At 63.9% G+C, this 16983-nt stretch carries 16 protein-coding genes; 3 read left to right on the top strand and 13 right to left on the bottom strand.

Going from position 1 to position 16983, the window contains the following annotated elements; translation table 11 throughout:
* Positions 1-69 precede the first annotated feature (69 nt).
* Positions 70-777: a metallophosphoesterase gene (locus CAG18_RS01955; protein WP_061302341.1), complete on the top strand. Its 708-nt coding sequence runs from the start codon at positions 70-72 to the stop codon at positions 775-777.
* Here the strand turns inward: CAG18_RS01955 and CAG18_RS01960 are convergent.
* Together CAG18_RS01960 and CAG18_RS01965 are read right to left on the bottom strand one after the other, a co-directional pair.
* Positions 743-1357 carry a LysE family translocator gene (locus tag CAG18_RS01960; protein ID WP_085720096.1) on the bottom strand — a complete coding sequence of 205 codons (615 nt, stop codon included), beginning with the start codon at positions 1355-1357 and terminating at the stop codon, positions 743-745. The two genes, CAG18_RS01955 and CAG18_RS01960, sit on opposite strands and share 35 nt — an antisense overlap.
* A 204-nt stretch (positions 1358-1561) precedes the next feature.
* The gene (locus tag CAG18_RS01965; RefSeq protein ID WP_085720098.1) at positions 1562-2380 is read right to left on the bottom strand and encodes an AraC family transcriptional regulator; all 819 of its coding nucleotides are present in this window, start codon (positions 2378-2380) and stop codon (positions 1562-1564) included.
* Between the two features lie 131 nt (positions 2381-2511).
* On the opposite strand from CAG18_RS01965, the gene CAG18_RS01970 reads away from it, so the two are divergent.
* Positions 2512-3138, top strand: coding sequence for a LysE family translocator (locus CAG18_RS01970; RefSeq protein WP_054571959.1), 627 nt, complete (start codon positions 2512-2514; stop codon positions 3136-3138).
* Here CAG18_RS01970 and CAG18_RS01975 read toward each other — a convergent pair.
* The 6 genes from CAG18_RS01975 to CAG18_RS02000 form a co-directional block, all read right to left on the bottom strand.
* A complete protein-coding gene (locus CAG18_RS01975; protein WP_013972552.1) occupies positions 3135-3410 on the bottom strand; it encodes a peptidylprolyl isomerase in 276 nt (91 codons plus the stop codon). The genes CAG18_RS01970 and CAG18_RS01975 overlap by 4 nt on opposite strands.
* A 202-nt stretch (positions 3411-3612) precedes the next feature.
* Positions 3613-5568: an acetoacetate--CoA ligase gene (locus CAG18_RS01980; RefSeq protein WP_085720100.1), complete on the bottom strand. Its 1956-nt coding sequence runs from the start codon at positions 5566-5568 to the stop codon at positions 3613-3615.
* Between the two features lie 143 nt (positions 5569-5711).
* On the bottom strand, positions 5712-6191 hold the full coding sequence (eco, locus tag CAG18_RS01985) for a serine protease inhibitor ecotin (protein WP_085720102.1): 480 nt from the start codon (positions 6189-6191) through the stop codon (positions 5712-5714).
* 55 nt (positions 6192-6246) lie between these two features.
* On the bottom strand, positions 6247-7017 hold the full coding sequence (hbdH, locus tag CAG18_RS01990) for a 3-hydroxybutyrate dehydrogenase (RefSeq protein ID WP_015270252.1): 771 nt from the start codon (positions 7015-7017) through the stop codon (positions 6247-6249).
* A 10-nt stretch (positions 7018-7027) separates the two neighbouring features.
* Positions 7028-8419 (bottom strand): GntP family permease, encoded by a 1392-nt coding sequence (locus CAG18_RS01995; protein ID WP_085720104.1) that lies wholly within the window; start codon positions 8417-8419, stop codon positions 7028-7030.
* A 269-nt stretch (positions 8420-8688) separates the two neighbouring features.
* On the bottom strand, positions 8689-10071 hold the full coding sequence (locus CAG18_RS02000) for a sigma-54-dependent Fis family transcriptional regulator (RefSeq protein ID WP_015270254.1): 1383 nt from the start codon (positions 10069-10071) through the stop codon (positions 8689-8691).
* Between the two features lie 143 nt (positions 10072-10214).
* Between CAG18_RS02000 and CAG18_RS02005 the strand changes: the two genes are divergently transcribed.
* Positions 10215-11120: an RHS repeat-associated core domain-containing protein gene (locus CAG18_RS02005; protein ID WP_085986362.1), complete on the top strand. Its 906-nt coding sequence runs from the start codon at positions 10215-10217 to the stop codon at positions 11118-11120.
* Here the strand turns inward: CAG18_RS02005 and CAG18_RS02010 are convergent.
* The 5 genes from CAG18_RS02010 to CAG18_RS02030 form a co-directional block, all read right to left on the bottom strand.
* Entirely contained in the window at positions 11077-12093 is a 1017-nt protein-coding gene (locus tag CAG18_RS02010; RefSeq protein ID WP_015270256.1) for an ABC transporter permease, read from the bottom strand. The genes CAG18_RS02005 and CAG18_RS02010 overlap by 44 nt on opposite strands.
* Positions 12093-13151 (bottom strand): microcin C ABC transporter permease YejB, encoded by a 1059-nt coding sequence (locus tag CAG18_RS02015; RefSeq protein ID WP_015270257.1) that lies wholly within the window; start codon positions 13149-13151, stop codon positions 12093-12095. The genes CAG18_RS02010 and CAG18_RS02015 overlap by 1 nt, the downstream gene beginning before the upstream one ends.
* A complete protein-coding gene (locus CAG18_RS02020; protein WP_085720106.1) occupies positions 13148-15076 on the bottom strand; it encodes an extracellular solute-binding protein in 1929 nt (642 codons plus the stop codon). The genes CAG18_RS02015 and CAG18_RS02020 overlap by 4 nt, the downstream gene beginning before the upstream one ends.
* Positions 15077-15089: 13 nt before the next feature.
* On the bottom strand, positions 15090-15371 hold the full coding sequence (locus tag CAG18_RS02025) for a peptidylprolyl isomerase (protein WP_015270259.1): 282 nt from the start codon (positions 15369-15371) through the stop codon (positions 15090-15092).
* An 80-nt stretch (positions 15372-15451) separates the two neighbouring features.
* Positions 15452-16507, bottom strand: coding sequence for a 3-deoxy-7-phosphoheptulonate synthase (locus CAG18_RS02030; RefSeq protein ID WP_085720108.1), 1056 nt, complete (start codon positions 16505-16507; stop codon positions 15452-15454).
* Between the last annotated feature and the right edge of the window lie 476 nt (positions 16508-16983).

Below are 16983 nucleotides of genomic sequence, written 5' to 3' on the forward strand. Positions count from 1 at the left end.
CCTCCGGGGCAGACTGCGTGTGCGTCCATTTTACCCCTGGCATGGCGGCGCCAGCAGAGGAAGATTGTAATGGCACGGTTTCGGCGTCTGATTGCCAACCTGCGGGGGCGTGACCTGGCCGTGGGCGATATCCATGGTCACTTCCAGCGCCTGCAGCAATGCCTGGATGGGGTGGGGTTCGATCCGGCCGTGGACCGCCTGTTCAGCGTGGGGGACCTGGTCGACCGTGGCCCGGACAGCGAGGCGGCGCTGGATTGGCTGGCGCAGCCCTGGTTCCATGCCGTGCAGGGTAATCACGAGGCCCTGGCGATTACCCGCGTGCGCGGCGGGCGGCTCGATCTGGACATGTACCGCGCCGCCGGGGGTGGCTGGTTTCTGGACCTGCCGAAGGCTCGGCAGTTGCGTTTCGTGGAGCGATTCGAGCAGCTGCCGATTGCGATAGAGGTTGAAAGTGCGGCGGGCTTGGTAGGGCTGCTGCATGCCGACAGCCCATATGCCGACTGGACGGTGTTGAGGACCTGGCTGGAACTGGATGACGACCCGCAAGTACGGGAAGTGTGCCAATGGTCGCGGCGGCGGTTGAAGGTAGGTGATACCGAGCCCGTGCAGGGCCTGCGTGCCTTGTTGGTGGGCCACACGCCGGTACTGGAAGCCAAGCTGCTGGGCAACGTCTGGCACCTGGACACCGGGGGCTGGGCCAGTGGCCATTTCACCTTGATGGACATGCGGACCCTGCAACTGGTCAGCCCCAGGCCAGGTGAAACAACAGTGCCGTAGCCAATAGCACCAGCATGGCCCCGGAGGCCCGTTCCAGCCAGGGCAGGCTGCCGGCGAAGCGCCGCAGCACCAGCGGGTTGCCGATGGCCACGGCAATCAGCAAGTCCCACAGCAGCACGATGCTGAACATCCACAGGGCACAGGTTGCTTTCCAGGCAAAGCTAGCGCTGGCGACCATGCTTACCAGACTGGCATAGAACAGCGCATTCTTGGGGTTGAGGATGCCGGACAGGAACCCCATGCCCAATCCACGCCACCACCCTTGGGCGGTCTGCTTGCCAGCGACTGTGCCCAGGCTGGTTTGCCCGGCATGGCGCAGGAACAGGGTGCCGATGTACATCAGGTAGCCGGCGCCGGCCAGTTGCAGGGCGGTGAACAGCAGGCTGCCTTCCTGCAGCACCGACAAACCGGTGAAAGCCATGGCGATGAACACGCCATTGGCCAGGGCGATACCCAGGCAGGCGCCGCTCGCGACGCGCCAGCCGGCGTTGACCGAAGTGCGTGCGACCAGGAAGAAGTCCGGGCCGGGAGAGAGCAGGGCGAGGAAGTGGGCGAGGGCGATGATCAGGAACTGTTGCATTGGGGTGTGGCTGCTCTGGCGGAAAAGCCTGACTCTGCCCCTCAGCGCAAATGCCGTATTGAACAATATTGCAGGCCAAGCCAGCAGGCGCGGTACCTGTGGGAGCGGGCGTGCCCGCGAAAAATCCAGCGCGGAGAATGGCACCGGCGTAGCCGGTGTTCGCGGGCGCGCCCGCTCCCACAGGTACAACGTGAGCCCAAAACCTCAAAGGCCAAGCCGATCCCGATACTGCCCCGGTGTCACCCCCACATGGGCCTTGAACACCCGCTGGAAATGGCTTTGGTCGGCAAAACCGAGCCGATAGGCCACCTCCGCCAGGGCCTGCCCTTCACCCAACAATTGGCGCCCACGGTTGACCCGGGCATTTAGCAGGTAGGCATGCGGAGTGAACCCGGTGGCCGCGCGAAATGCGCGAATCAACTGGTAGCGCCCAAGCCCGGCCTGCCGGGCGAGTACCGCCAGGCTCAACTGCGCCGGGTCCTGGCCTTCGATGTGCGCAATCAGCCCACTCAACGCGGTCGCCCCCAGGGCCGGTGCCGGTGTCAGCGGCGCGTGCCTGGCAAAGTCCAGGTCACCCAGAAAGGCAATCAGCGCCGCATCTTTCTCTCCGTTGCTGGCGCTGGAAAACAGCAAACTGTTCAGTTCGCAGAACTGCCGATATACCTCCGGCTCCTGGCAGATACGTGCCGGCTCGCCGGGCCCGGCACCATCCAGCCCGGACTCCAGGTGCAGCTGAGCCAGCCAGTCGGCATCCACGTGCAGCATCTGGTAGCTCCACGCCTGCCCGGGCTCGGGGTTGCAGGCATGTACCCGGCGGGCCGGGACCAGCACCAGAGTGCCAGGCGTCAGGCGTTGCTGGCCGTTGCCGGCACCGGTGAAATGACTGTGGCCGGCATCCACCACACCGATGGAAAACGTTGGGTGGCTGTGGGCCTTGTAGCAGGCGCGGCTATGGCAGGCGCGGCGGCTTTCGACATGCGGCAGGGCCGGGTCGCGCCACAGCGCGGCATGGGAACGGGGCATCACAGGGTCCTCGATATGCCAGGCAGCTTATCAGGCGCCGCGCACCCATACAGTTTTTTCCACTGGCTGTAACTTGACCACCAGGCCAGCTACGCGCCGAAATAGGCGCCTGTTGCCAAAGGAAAACGATAATGGACCTTTCAAGCCTGCTGCTTTTCATCCCCGCCTGTTTCGCCCTGAACATGGCGCCGGGGCCGAACAACCTGCTGTCGCTGCACAATGCCAGCCGTTACGGCCTGCGTACGGCCTGCGTGGCCGGTGGCGGGCGCATCGTCGCCTTCAGCGGCATGATCGCCCTGGCGGCGATGGGCCTGGCAGTGGTGCTGCACACCAGCGAATACCTGTTCCTGGCCATCAAGTTGGCGGGGGCGGCCTACCTGTTCTATATCGCCTGGCAACTGTGGCGGGCACCGGTGGGCGAGGCCGCGGTTGCAGGTGATCAGCCGCACGGCACTTGGCGTCTGATACGCCAGGAGTTCTGGATGGCTGCTGGTAATCCGAAGGCTATCCTGATCTTCACCGCGTTCCTGCCGCAGTTCGTTTCGGTCGGCAGTACCACTCCGGTGAGCGAGCAGTTCCTTTGGTTGGGTGCGTTGTTCCTGTTGCTGGAATGGGCCGCCATCGCCATCTACGCCGGCCTGGGGGCGTACATGCAACGCTGGTTCAGCCAGCCCGGCCCACGCCGGCTGTTCAACCGGGTCAGCGCCTCATTGCTGGGTTGCGCGGGTCTCGGGCTGCTGGCTGCGCGGCGCGCTTAATCGCGGTAGAACGTCTGCACCAGGTGATAGCCGAACTTGCTCTTGATCGGCCCGTGCACCACACGCAGGGGTTTCTTGAAGATCACCTGGTCGATGGCGCCGACCATCTGCCCGGGGCGGATTTCACCCAGGTCGCCGCCACGTTTGCCCGAAGGGCAGGTGGAGAACTTTTTTGCGAGCACGTCGAAAGCCTCGCCATTGGCGATGCGCTGCTTGAGCTTTTCGGCTTCGTCAGCGGTCTTGACCAGGATGTGGCGGGCTTGGGCTTTCATGGAGTACCTGTGCTTCGGGGGCGAAAAAGGTGGGCATTATGCCTGATCGAGTCGAGTGGAGGCCATTGTGGGAGCGGCCTTGCGTCGCGAAAGGGCCGCAAAGCGGCCCCAGAAATCTATGCTTCGCTGCTGAAATCCCGGGGCTGCTTTGCAGCCCTTTCGCGACGCAAGGCCGCTTCCACAATGACGGTGAATACCTTCATTACGGGGTGCGCAACTCCTCGCGATCCCGGAACTGCTCCAGTGCCTCGGGGTTGGCCAGGGCGTCGGTGTTCTTCACCGGCAAGCCATGCACCACATTGCGAATCGCCAACTCCACCAGCTTGCCGCTGATGGTACGCGGGATGTCATCGACCTGGGCGATCACCGCCGGTACATGGCGGGGCGTGGTGTACTGGCGGATCACCTGGCGGATGTGCTGGCGCAGGGCCTCATCCAGCTGCAGGCCGTCACGCAGGCGAACGAACAGCACCACCCGCACGTCGCCTTGCCAGTCCTGGCCGATGGCCACGCTTTCCAGCACCTGCTCGACCTTTTCCACCTGGCGGTAGATCTCCGCCGTGCCAATGCGCACGCCACCGGGGTTGAGCACGGCATCGGAGCGGCCATGAATCACCAGCCCGCCGTCGGCACGCTGTTCGGCGTAGTCGCCCTGGGCCCACACCCCCGGGAACTGGCTGAAGTAGGCGTCGTGATAGCGGCTGCCGTCCGTGTCCTTCCAGAACCCCAGCGGCATGGACGGGAAGTTGCGCGTGCACACCAGCTCGCCTTTTTCGCCCAGCACCGGCTGGCCATGCTCGTTCCATACTTCCACCGCCATGCCCAAGCCCTTGCACTGGATCTCGCCACGGCGCACTGGAAGGGTCGGGTTGCCCAGCACGAAGCAGGAGACGATATCGGTACCGCCGGACATCGACGCCAGGCACAGGTCGGCCTTGATCTTGCGGTACACGTAGTCGTAGCTGTGTGGCGACAGTGGCGAGCCGGTGGACAGTAGCAGGCGCAAGCGCGCCAGGCGGTGGCTTGCCGCAGGCTCCAGGCCCGCCTGCTCCAGTGCCGCCAGGTACTTGGCGCTGGTACCGAAGGCCTGGATATCCTCGGCGTCGATCAGGTCCAGCAGCCGCTCGGGGCCGGGATGGAAGGGCGAGCCGTCATACAGCACCAGCGTGGCGCCCACCGCCAGGCCGCTGACCAGCCAGTTCCACATCATCCAGCCGCAGGTGGTGTAGTAGAACAGTACGTCATCGGCTTTCAGGTCATTGTGCAGGCCATGTTCCTTCAGGTGCTGCAACAACACGCCGCCGGCGCGGTGGACGATGCACTTGGGTACGCCGGTGGTGCCGCTGGAATACAGGATGTACAGCGGGTGATCGAAGGGCAGCGGGGTGAAGCGGGGCTCGCCGCCGGGCTGATAGAACTCGTCCCACAGGCTGACATTGGCGGCCTGGAATTCGTCGACACGCGTTCCGCTGCGGGTGTGGGGTACCACGATCAACTGTTCCAGCCCGGGCAGCTGCGCGCACACCTGGTTGACCTTGTCCACCTGGTCGATGGCTTTGCCGGCGTACTGGTACCCGGCGCAGGCGATCAGCAGCTTGGGCTCGATCTGGCCGAAGCGGTCGATGATGCCGTGCACGCCAAACTCGGGCGAGGAGCTGGACCAGACCGCACCGAGGCTTGTGCAGGCAAGCATGGCGACAAGGGTCTGCCAGGTATTGGGCATGATGGCGGCTACGCGGTCGCCGGGGGCGATGCCGGTGGCCTTCAAGGCTGTTTGCAGGCCGGCCACCTGGGCGGCCAGCTGGGCATGGGTGAACAGCTGACGCTGGCCGTCTTCGCGCACGGCGACCAGGGCCGGGCGGTCGTCACGGCGGCGCAGCAGGTGTTCGGCGAAGTTGAGGGTGGCGTTGGCGAACCACTGGGCATCGGGCATCTGCGGCCCTTCGCTGAGCACCTGGCTTGGCGGGGTATGCCAGTGAACGTGGAAGTAGTCGGCAACGGTTTGCCAGAAGGCAGGGCGCTGCTCGATGCTCCAGCGGTGAAGCGCGTGGTAGTCGTCGAGTTGCAGGTTGTAACGCAGGTTGACCCGGCGGCGGAAGGCATCCATCCGGCTGGCCTCGATCTGCGCCGTGGAGGGGCGCCAGAGCACATCGTTCATGCCGAACCTCCTGTTGCCTGCAAGGGCCCCATCGCCGGCAAGCCAGCTCCCACAGGAACCTCACAGGTCTTGAGTGCAGTGACCAACCTGTGGGAGCCGGCTTGCCGGCGATGAAGGCACCATCAAGGCCAAAGGCTTGCGTTTTACTCTACTTTAGCCTTTTGCACGTCCTGCGACGCGGTCCACACGCGGTAGCGCACTTCGACGTCCTTGGGCACATACACCACCACCGGCAGCTTGCTGTTGTAGCGCAGCATGAAGCCTTCACCGACCACAGGCACGAAGGCCTCGGTCTTCTTGCCATCGGGGCAGGCCATCAGCGTGCTGGCCGGGCCGCTGACCTTGTCCAGGCGGTAGTAGCTGTAGCCCCAGCCTTCCAGGGTACGTTCCTCCAGGCTGCCGCCCAGGCGCTGGCGATTGCAATCCACCCTCAGGGTCTTGCCGGCGAGGATTTCCAGTTGATAGGCCGACTCATCAGCCTGGGCCGGCAGGTGGATGACCTGCCGGGTAAAGCCTTTTTCCGCCTCGGGGTAGGGCGCGACGTCCTTCAGGCTGGCTGCCATCGCGGGTGCGGCGGCAGCCAGGGTCAGGGCCAGAATCGCGGTCATCGGGGTTGGGCGCATAGGGCCTCCTTGCAGATAAACGAATGCAAGACCGCCGCCAGGCCCAGGCCGCCCGTCACTGGGCCAACCAGCCACCATCGACGTTCCAGGCGGCACCGCGAACCTGGCTACCGGCCTCGCTGCACAGGAATAGTACCAGCTCACCCAGGTGCTCGGGGGTGACGAAGGCCAGCGACGGTTGTTTTTCTGCCAGCAGATCGTGCTGCGCTTGCAGCGGATCGACACCGTTGGCAGCACGATCGTCGATCTGCTTCTGCACCAGCGGGGTTAACACCCAGCCAGGGCAGATGGCATTGCAGGTGACGTTACTGGTGGCGGTTTCCAGGCCCACCACCTTGGTCAGGCCGACCACGCCGTGCTTGGCCGCCACATAGGCCGCCTTGCCGGTAGAGCCGACCAGGCCGTGCACAGAAGCGATGTTGATGATGCGCCCCCAATTGCGCGTGCGCATGCCAGGCAGGGCCAGTCGCGTAGCGTGGAACACGGCCGACAGGTTGAGGGCGATGATCTTGTCCCAGCTTTCCAGCGGGAACTGTTCCACTGGCGCCACGTGCTGGATACCGGCGTTGTTGACCAGGATGTCGACGTCGCCGAACTCGCGCGCGGCCACGGCGAACAGCGCTTCGATCTGGGCCACGTCCGAGAGGTCGGCCGGGTGATGGACTGCCTTCACCCCGTGCCGGGCGATCTCGGCCAGCGCCGGGGCAGGGTCGCCGAAGCCGTTGAGCACGATGTTGGCGCCTGCGCGGGCCAGCACCTGGGCAATGCCCAGGCCGATGCCGCTGGTGGAACCGGTGACGAGTGCGGTCTTGCCTTTGAGGGTCATGCAAAGCTCCTTAGACGATGCCGGTGGCGTAGAACGTGGCGATGACCACGAACACCGCCAGGGTCTTGATCAGGGTAATACCGAAAATGTCCTTGTAGGCCTCGCGGTGGGTCAGCCCGGTCACGGCCAGCAGGGTGATGACCGCACCGTTGTGCGGCAGGGTGTCCATGCCACCGCTGGCCATGGCGGCCACGCGGTGCAGTACTTCGAGCGGGATGTTGGCGGCATTGGCGGCGGCGATGAAGGTGTCGCCCATGGCCGCCAGGGCGATGCTCATGCCGCCCGAGGCAGAGCCGGTGATGCCGGCCAGCAAGGTCACGGTAATCGCTTCGTTGACCAGTGGGTTGGGGATGCCGCGCAGGGCGTCGGCCAATACCAGGAAGCCCGGCAGCGAGGCGATCACCGCGCCAAAGCCGTATTCCGAGGCGGTGTTCATGGCCGCCAGCAAGGCGCCGCCCACGGCGCTTTTGGTGCCTTCGGCCAGGCGGGCACGGATGGCGCCGAAGGCACACACCAGCACCATCAGGATGCCCACCAGCAACGCTGCCTGCACCGCCCAGATGGCAGTGAGCTTGGCCACATCGCTTTGCACCGGTGCGCTCATGCCGGGCAGTTGCAGGCTGTGACTGGGGCCGTACCACTGCGGGATCCAGTGGGTGAACAGCAGGTTCATCACCCCCACCAGCAGCAGCGGTGACAGAGCCAGCCAGGGGTTGGGCAGTGCCAGGTCGGCAGCGGTCTCCGGTTCGTTGTGCAAGTCGCTGCCATAGCCTTCACCGGCGCGCTGGGCCTTGTTGCGCTGGCGCTGCAGGTAGGCCATGCCGGCGCAGAACACGAACAATGTGCCGATCAGGCCCAGCCATGGCGCTGCCCAGGCGGTGGTGTTGAAGAAGGTGCTGGGGATGATGTTCTGGATCTGTGGGGTGCCGGGCAGGGCATCCATGGTGAACGAGAACGCGCCCAGGGCGATGGTTGCCGGGATCAGGCGCTTGGGGATATTGCTCTGGCGGAACATCTCGGCGGCGAACGGGTACACCGCGAACACCACCACGAACAGCGACACGCCGCCATAGGTGAGCAGCGCGCAGACCAGCACGATCACCAGCATCGCCTGGCGGGTGCCGAGCACGCGGATGGCGGCGGCGACAATCGAGCGCGAGAAACCGGACAGCTCGATCAGCTTGCCGAACACGGCGCCCAGCAGGAACACCGGGAAGTAGAGCTTGATGAAACCGACCATTTTCTCCATGAATACCCCGGTGAATGCGGGGGCCACGGCGGACGGGTCGGTGAGCATTACTGCACCGAGGGCGGCGATGGGGGCGAAGAGGATTACGCTGTAGCCGCGGTAGGCAGCCAGCATCAGCAGGGCCAGAGCGGCGAGGGCGATGAGCACGGTCATCGGGGTGGGTCTCCTGGGTGAGTCTTGTTTTTATCGGTGAGCAGGAGATAGCGGGAATCGTGCCAGTTTTTAACTCATTGATTTATATGGTTATTTTGTTTTCTTCTGAATTTTTGTCTCTGTCTTGAGATTTTGGGGCCGCTTTGCGGCCCATCGCGACACAAGGCCGCTCCTACATGTGCACCGCGATCTCCTGTAGGAGCGGCCTCGTGTCGCGATCGAGGGCAAAGCCCTCGCGACAGTCTCTAAATGGAAACAAAAGTCTCCACTCAGAGACCGAGCGCTACCATCTTCTTATATAGCGTTGACCGCCCCAGTCCTAACGCCGACGCAGCTTCCGGCACATTTCCCCCATGTTCGGCCAGTGCCCCGACAATCAGCTCGCGCTCAAATGCCTCACAGGCCTCACGGTAAGTCTGCCGCATAGGTTCACCCGCCACCGGGCTCAACGGCCCCAATGCCGCCCGAAGATCCGCCACCCCCAGCCGCGGCTGATCCGCCAGCAGCGTGGCCCGCTCCAGCACATTGCGCAGCTCGCGAATGTTCCCCGGCCATGCATGCCGCGCCAGTAGCTGCTGCGCTTCGGCCTCGAGCTCATACTGGCTGCCCAGTTCGCCCAGGATGGCCTCGCACAGTGCCGGCAGGTCCTCCAGCCGTTGCCGCAGTGGTGGCACCTCGATCGGCAGCACATTCAGCCGGTAATACAGATCGGCGCGGAATGCCCCGCGGGCGATGGCGGCCTGCAGGTCGATGGAAGTGGCGGCAATGATGCGCACATCACTGCGCAGCATCTGGTTCGAGCCTACCGGCTCGTACTCCTTCTCCTGCAACACCCGCAGCAGCTTGCTCTGCAGGGCCAGCGGCATGTCGCCGATCTCGTCGAGGAACAGCGTGCCGCCTTCGGCCAGTTGCAGCTTGCCGCTGCGGCCCTTGCGGTCGGCGCCGGTAAAGGCGCCGGGGGCGGTACCGAAGAATTCGGCTTCCAGCAGCGTCTCGGGGATCGCCGCACTGTTGATGCTGACAAACGCCTTGTGCGCCCGCGCCGACGCCGCATGGATGGCATGGGCCAGCAGTTCCTTGCCGGTGCCGGTTTCGCCCAGCAGCAACACCGGCGAATCACTGCTTGCGCCACGCCGGGCGCGGCGCTTGGCCTCCAGGCTGGCGGCGCTGCTGCCGACGAACTGGGCGAAGCTGTACTTGGCCTGGCGAGCGCGCAACTGCGAGCGGGTCGAGGCCAGTTCCTGCTGCATGCTGGAGTAGCGTTTGAGCAGCGGCGACAGGCTGCGCAACTCGTCGAACAGGGCAAAGCCGATGGCACCGATTAGCGCGCCCTGGTCGTCGTGGATGGGCAGGCGCATAACCACCAGCGGCTCGTTCGGGGTGTCGAGCATGTCCAGCAGGATTGGCCGGCCATTATTCACCACCTCGCGCATCAGGCTGCCCGGGATCACCGCCTCGCAGGGTTGGCCAATAGCGCTTGCCGCGTCGGCCAGGCCAAAGCGCCGGGCGTAGCGTTCGTTCATCCAGACGATGCGCGCCTGGCGGTCGACGATTACCGTGCCTTCGCTGGACTGTTCGATGATTTCGAAAAGCGAGCGGATCGCCAGTTGTCGTACCTGGGGGTAATCCTTGAGGCTGTCGCTGTCGTGCATGGGGCTCCCCTTTGAGTAACAAGGGAGTATGCCTTGTTCCCCTTGTCATTAGAATGGTGCGTGGCACTAGTAAAACTGCCAGTTTTAATTGTCGCGTAAAAAATATATGTTGGGGTAGTGCGGCCAGATATCAAGTGAAGGAAATGCATACTCGCCGATTTTACAAAATTGATAAAATGATTACCCTTTTAGTGGCGGGAGAATCAGTCTCGCTATTTCAGGTGAAGGCTGCATGCTTGGCAACGTTGTCCGGCAAGAAGTGTACGATGGTAGTTAGTGATGCGAAGCATACGGGATTGGCGTTTCTGTGTAATCGCACGCTTGATATTCATACGTATTTACCCTTCGGGTATTCTGCCCAGGCGCTTATCCATCCGTTGAGGCCTGGATATAATGGAGAATGGTTGTGTTCAGCTTCAGGTGGGTATCTGTTAGGGAATGGTCATCGCGTATTCAAGCCACAACGCATGGGTTTCGAATCGCCAGACGCATTAAGCCCCTTTGGGGCCGGAGGTATTAACGCTTACACTTATTGCCAAGGCGACCCTTTAAACTATGTGGACCCGTCCGGACAGTTCAGGATTGGCCGGCTAAAATTTTCTAATCTCTTCAGGTGGCCATTCAGAAAACGTGTGCGAGTCAGCGATCGTCAAGTGAGCAAGGGCGTCGCGGCTGTTACGAAAGCGCTGGTGGGTGGCTCAGAGCAGCAAAAAGCATCGCTTCGAAAACTCAGTGAGGATCGCCGTGCTTTTAATGAACTCTCAAATGAAGTATTAGCGCTCGGTTCGACTGCCTTTGGCATCTCATGGCGTGGCTCTGATTATCGTGGCATCATTACGGATATTGGTGTTGAGCCGTTTTATTGGCAGCAAAGAAAATTTTCGTATGCACATCAAATTAGTCTGCTGGAGGATCGAAAGGCCTTCCTAACAGCATTTGTGGGGGCTGGGCCGGATCAAGACCTTATTCCTTTGGCACAAGCTGTAAGTGCCAGTCAGGCGTTGATCAGGTCCGGGGGTCAAAGGCCTCCCGCAAGGCATCCCCAATAAAAACCAGCAGCGACAGAATCACCGCCAGGGCAAAGAACGCGGTAAAGCCCAGCCACGGCGCCTCCAGGTGCTGTTTGCCCTGGGTCACCAGCTCTCCCAGCGAAGCGCTCCCGGCCGGCATGCCGAACCCGAGAAAATCCAGTGCAGTCAGGGTGGTGATCGCCCCGGTCAGCATGAACGGCACATAGGTCAGCGTCGCGTTCATGGCATTGGGCAGGATGTGCCGCAGCATCACCTGGCTGTCTGGTAACCCCAGCGCCCTTGCGGCCTTGACGTACTCCAGGTTGCGACCGCGCAGGAACTCTGCGCGCACCACGTCGACCAGCGTCAGCCAGGAGAACAGCGCCATGATCCCCAGCAGCCACCAGAAGTCCGGCTCGACGAACCCGCTGAGGATGATCAGCAGGTACAGCACCGGCAACCCCGACCACACCTCCAGCAGGCGCTGGCCGACCAGGTCGATCCAACCACCGTGGTAGCCCTGCAGGGCTCCGGCCGCCACCCCGATCAGCACGCTGACCACGGTCAGGGCGAAGGCGAACAGCAAAGATACCCGCGTGCCATATAGCACCCGGGCCAGCACGTCGCGGCCCTGGTCGTCGGTACCCAGCCAGTTGCTTGCGCTCGGCGGGCTGGGGGTGGGCACCTGCAGGTCGTAGTTGGGGGTATCGGCGCTGAACGGGATGGGGGCGAACAGCATCCAGCCACCTTGCTGCTCGATCAACTGGCGTACATAGGCGCTGCGGTAGTCTGGCTGGAACGGCAGCTGGCCGCCGAACTGCTGCTCGGTGTAACGCTTGAGCGCCGGCACGTACAGGTCGCCCTTGTAGCCCAGCAGCAGCGGTTTGTCGTTGGCCACCAGCTCGGCGCACAGGCTCAGCAGCAAAAGGGCGGTGAACAGCCACAGCGAAACCCAGCCGAGGCGGTTGCGGCGAAAGCGTTGCAGGCGACGACGCGAGATCGGCGAAAGCATCAGTATGCCCTCGCGTCGAAGTCGATACGCGGGTCGAGCAGGGTGTAAGACAGGTCACCGATCAGGCGGATCAGCAGGCCCGCCAGGGTGAAGATGAACAGCGTGCCGAACACCACCGGGTAATCGCGCGACACGGCCGCTTCGTAACTCATGCGGCCAAGGCCATCGAGCGAGAAGATCACCTCGATCAGCAACGAGCCGGCGAAAAACACCGTGATCAACGCCTGCGGCAACCCCGCCACCACCAACAGCATGGCATTGCGCAGCACGTGGCCATACAGCACCCGGCGTTCGCTCAGGCCCTTGGCGCGGGCGGTAACCACGTATTGCCGGGAAATCTCGTCGAGGAAGGCGTTCTTGGTCAGCAGCGTCAGGGTGGCGAAGCCGCCGATCACCAGGGCGCCGACCGGCAGCACCAGGTGCCAGAAGTAGTCGGCGACCTTGCCCAGCAGGCTGAGCTCGTCGAAGTTGTCCGAGACCAGGCCGCGCACCGGGAACCAGCTCAGCGAGGTGCCGCCGGCGAACAGCACGATCAGCAACAGGGCGAACAGGAACGAGGGCAGGGCATAGCCGACCACGATCAGTGCACTGCTCCAGGCATCGAAGCGGCTGCCATGGCGCACCGCCTTGCGGATGCCCAGCGGGATCGACACCAGGTAGGTGATCAGCGTGGCCCAGAAGCCCAGCGACAGGGTTACCGGCAACTTGTCGAGGATCAGGTCGGTGACCTTGGCGCCGCGGAAGAAGCTGTTGCCGAAGTCCAGCCGGGCGTACTGGCCCAGCATCAGCCACAGGCGCTCGGGGGCGGACTTGTCGAAGCCGTACTGGCGTTTGATCTCCTCGATCAGTTTCGGGTCCAGGCCACGGGTGGCACGTGACTCGCCGTGCACCACCTCGGCCCGGGCACCGGGAGCGCCACCGCCGATACCTTGCAGGCGTGCCACTGCCTGCTCCACCGGGCCTCCCGGTGCGGCCTGGACGATCAGGAAGTTGACCAGCAGGATCGCCAGCAGGGTCGGGACGATCAGCAGCAGGCGGCGCAGTATGTAGGTGGTCATGGCGAGGATTTCCGGCGTTCGGCCATTTGCGCGTTGGTCAGCGCGGCAGGGCTGACTTCCCACCAGGTGTCCAGGCCTTCGTCATAGGCAGCCTGGACCTTGGGCAGGCCGAAGCGGTTCCACCAGACAGTGGAGCTGCCCGGTGGGTAGTAGTTGGGGATCCAGTAGTAGTTCCATTGCAGCACCCGGTCCAGGGCATGGGCGTGGTACAGCATGTCGGCCTGGGTGTCGGCGCGCACCAGGCCGTCGATCAGGCGGTCCACGGCAGGGTCCTGCAGCACCATCAGGTTGTTCGACCCAGGATCGCGGGCTGCTACCGAGCCGAAATAGTTGTACAGCTCGGCGCCAGGCGACAGGGTGACCGGGTAGCCGGTAACGATCATGTCGTAGTCACGTGCCATCAGGCGGTTGACGTACTGGGCCGAATCGACGTTGCGGATGTCCAGGGTCACGCCAATCTGGGCCAGGTTGCGCTTCCAAGGCAGCAGCAGGCGCTCCATGCCTGCCTGGCCGTTGAGGAAGGTAAACGCCAGCGGCGTGCCCTGGCTGTTCACCAGGCGGTCGCCTTCGGGGCGCCAGCCGGCTTGTTCGAGCAGCGCCAGTGCCTGCAGCTGCTGCTTGCGGATTATCCCCGAACCATCGGTGACCGGGGCGGTGAACACGGTGCTGAAGACTTCGTCCGGCACCTTGCCGCGCAACGGTTCGAGCAGTTTCAACTCGCCGGCATCCGGCAGTTGGCGGGCGGCCAGCGGGGTATTGGAGAACACGCTCTGCTGGCGGATGTACATGTTGCGCATCATCTGCCGGTTGCTCCACTCGTAGTCCCACAGCATGCCCAGCGCCTGGCGCACGCGACGGTCCTTGAACTGCGGCCGGTCGAGGTTGAACACGAAGCCTTGGGCCACCTGCGGTTTGGCCGGGCCCAGGTGGGCGCGCTGCAGGCGGCCGTCGTCCAGTTGCGCGCCGTTGTAGCCCAGGGTGTAGGCGGTGGCGGAGAACTCGCGGTTGTAGTCGTAGCCGCCGCCTTTGAGCACCTGCCGCGCCACTTCGGTATCACCGAAGTACTCGATGCGCAGCTTGTCGAAATTGTAGCGGCCACGGCTGACCGGCAGATCGCGCGCCCACCAGTTGGCGTCGCGCTGGAAGGTGATGCTGCGGCCGTTGTCGATGCTCCCGATACGGTACGGCCCGCTGCCGACCGGCTTGTCGAAGCCGGCGCCGTTGGCAAAATCGCGCTGCTGCCAGTCGTGTTCGGGTAGTACCGGCAAGCTGGCGAGGTCCAGTGGCAGGGTGCGGCCGTGGTCAGGCTTGAAGTCGAAGCGCACGCTGTGTGGGCTTTCCACCACGACGGCGGCAACATCGGCGAACTGGGTGCGATACCTCAGGCTGCCCTTGCTCATCAGCAGCTCGAAGGTAAAGCGTACGTCCTCGGCGCGCACCGGCTTGCCATCGGCGAAGGTGGCGCGCGGGTCGATCTCGAAACGCAGCCAGGCATCCTCCGGGCCGCGCTCCATGCGCCGGGCGATCAGGCCGTAGACGGTGTAGGGTTCATCGAACGAGCGCACGGCCAGTGGCGCGTACAGCAGGCCATCGACCTCGCTGACACCGATGCCTTTGTCGATGTACGGCAGGATATGGTCGAACTGGCCAATCTCGATGGCCGAGCGGCGCAGGATGCCGCCTTTGGGGGCGTCGGGGTTGACGTAGTCGAAATGCTGGAAGCTGGCGTTGTAGCGCGGGGCTTCGCCGTAGACGGTGAGGGCGTGGGTGGAGGCGGCGTGGGCGTTGAAAGCCAGGCAAAGCAGGAACAGGCACCACAATCTCTGTAGGAGCGGGCGTGCCCGCGAATGCGTCAGCTCAGGCAACGAGGCTGCATGCTCGGACGCATTCGCGGGCACGCCCGCTCCCACAGGGGATCTCATCACCTGAACAGGTGAATCAGTCCTGGCGGCTGGTCACTTCCAGCAGGTGGTAGCCGAACTGGGTCTTCACCGGGCCTTGCACGGTATTGATCGGGGCGCTGAACACCACGGTGTCGAACTCCTTGACCATCTGGCCCGGGCCGAACGAGCCCAGGTCACCGCCCTGGCGGCTGGACGGGCAGGTGGAGTTGGCTTTGGCGATTTCAGCGAAGTCGGCGCCTGCTTCGATCTGGGCTTTCAGTTCGTTGCATTTATCGATGCTGCTGACCAGGATGTGGCGGGCGGTTGCACGGGCCATGGGTACTGCTCCTTGGGGTAAAAAAGGCAAGCCTAGCGTACTTGTCCAGGGTATGTCTCGCCAGGCTTGCGTCCCGCTGCCTAGAGTTTTTGTGCCGCCTCGCGCAACAGGGTTTCGGTCGAGGCCCAACCCAGGCAACCGTCGGTGATCGACACGCCGTATTTCAGCGCGCCCTTGCCCAGCGCCTGGCAGCCGTCGAACAGGTGCCCTTCGATCATCACGCCGACGATCGAGCGGTCGCCGGCCAGGCGCTGCGCCAGCACATCGTTGAAAACCGCCGGCTGACGCGCCGGGTCCTTGCCGCTGTTGGCATGGCTGCAATCGACCATGATCCGCGCCTGCAGCCCGGCCTTGGCCAGCGCCTGGCGGGCCATGGCGATGCTGTTGGCGTCGAAGTTCGGGCCCTTGTGGCCGCCGCGCAGCACCAGGTGGGTGTCCGGGTTGCCCAAGGTCTCGATGATGGCCGGGTAGCCCTGCGCATCCATGCCGAAGTGGCGGTGCGGGTGGGCGGCACTGCGCATGGCGTCGCTGGCGATGGCGATGCCGCCGTCGGTGCCGTTCTTGAAGCCGACCGGCAGCTCCAGGCCACTGACCATTTCGCGGTGGATCTGCGACTCGGTGGTGCGCGCGCCAATCGCGGCCCAGGCCAGAAGGTCATCGAAGTAGCCGGCGGCCATTGGCTGCAGCAGTTCGGTGGCGACCGGCAGGCCGCGTTCGATCATGTTCAGCATCAGCCCGCGGGACAGGGCGATGCCGGCGTGCATGTCGTCGCTGCCATCGAGGTGCGGGTCGTAGGCCAGGCCTTTCCAGCCGACCGTGGTGCGGGGTTTTTCGACGTAGGCGCGCATCACCAGCAGCAGCTTGTCGTCGACTTCGCGGCTGAGGGCTGCCAGGCGGTCGGCGTATTCCAGGGCCGAGCGCGGGTCGTGGATCGAGCACGGGCCAACGATCACCAGCAGGCGCTGGTCGCGGCCTTCGAGGATGTCGCGAATGGCCTGGCGGTGGGCATGGACTTGCTGGGTAAGTTCGCTGGACAGCGGCATTTGCTGCTTGAGCAGGTGCGGGCTGGGCAGGCGCTGGCTGACGGTGGTGTTGGCTGCTTGCGGCTGGGTCAGGGCGAGGCTGGAGGCGTGCATGGCGTTTTTTCCCTGGGCGGACGGCGGGTTCTGGCCCGCGTCGTCGGCCCTATCGAGGTGTTCGACAAATCGTTGAATTCGTATTGGCTGCTGCATTGCCACCTGTGGAAGACCGAACGGAGGCGGCAGGCTGGCCCGAACGGGATTGGCTAAATCGCCAGGCGTAGGTGTTTGCGTAGTAATAAGTGGCGTAGTTCATGAATCTGTCCTCAATGTGAATCGGTGTTGTTCAAAGGCCTGAAAAGCAAAACCCCCGGTCGGGGAGCCGACCGGGGGTTTGAGTATTCTCATGTTCGGCGGCCCCTCGAAGGTGGGCGCCGTGTGGGTATCGGCGCCTAGTGGCTAAACCAATACCCAAAGTAATAGCTGGCAGGTGCCACGCAGCCGGCAACGGCCAGCACAGGGCGCAGGGTGCGGCCGGTGTGGTTGGCGTGGTTGCGGGTGTGTTTCGGCATGTTGCTCTCCAGTGAATGAGC

This window comes from Pseudomonas sp. B22(2017) (assembly GCF_002113105.1).
In the GTDB taxonomy this organism is placed as follows: Bacteria; Pseudomonadota; Gammaproteobacteria; order Pseudomonadales; family Pseudomonadaceae; genus Aquipseudomonas; species Aquipseudomonas asiatica.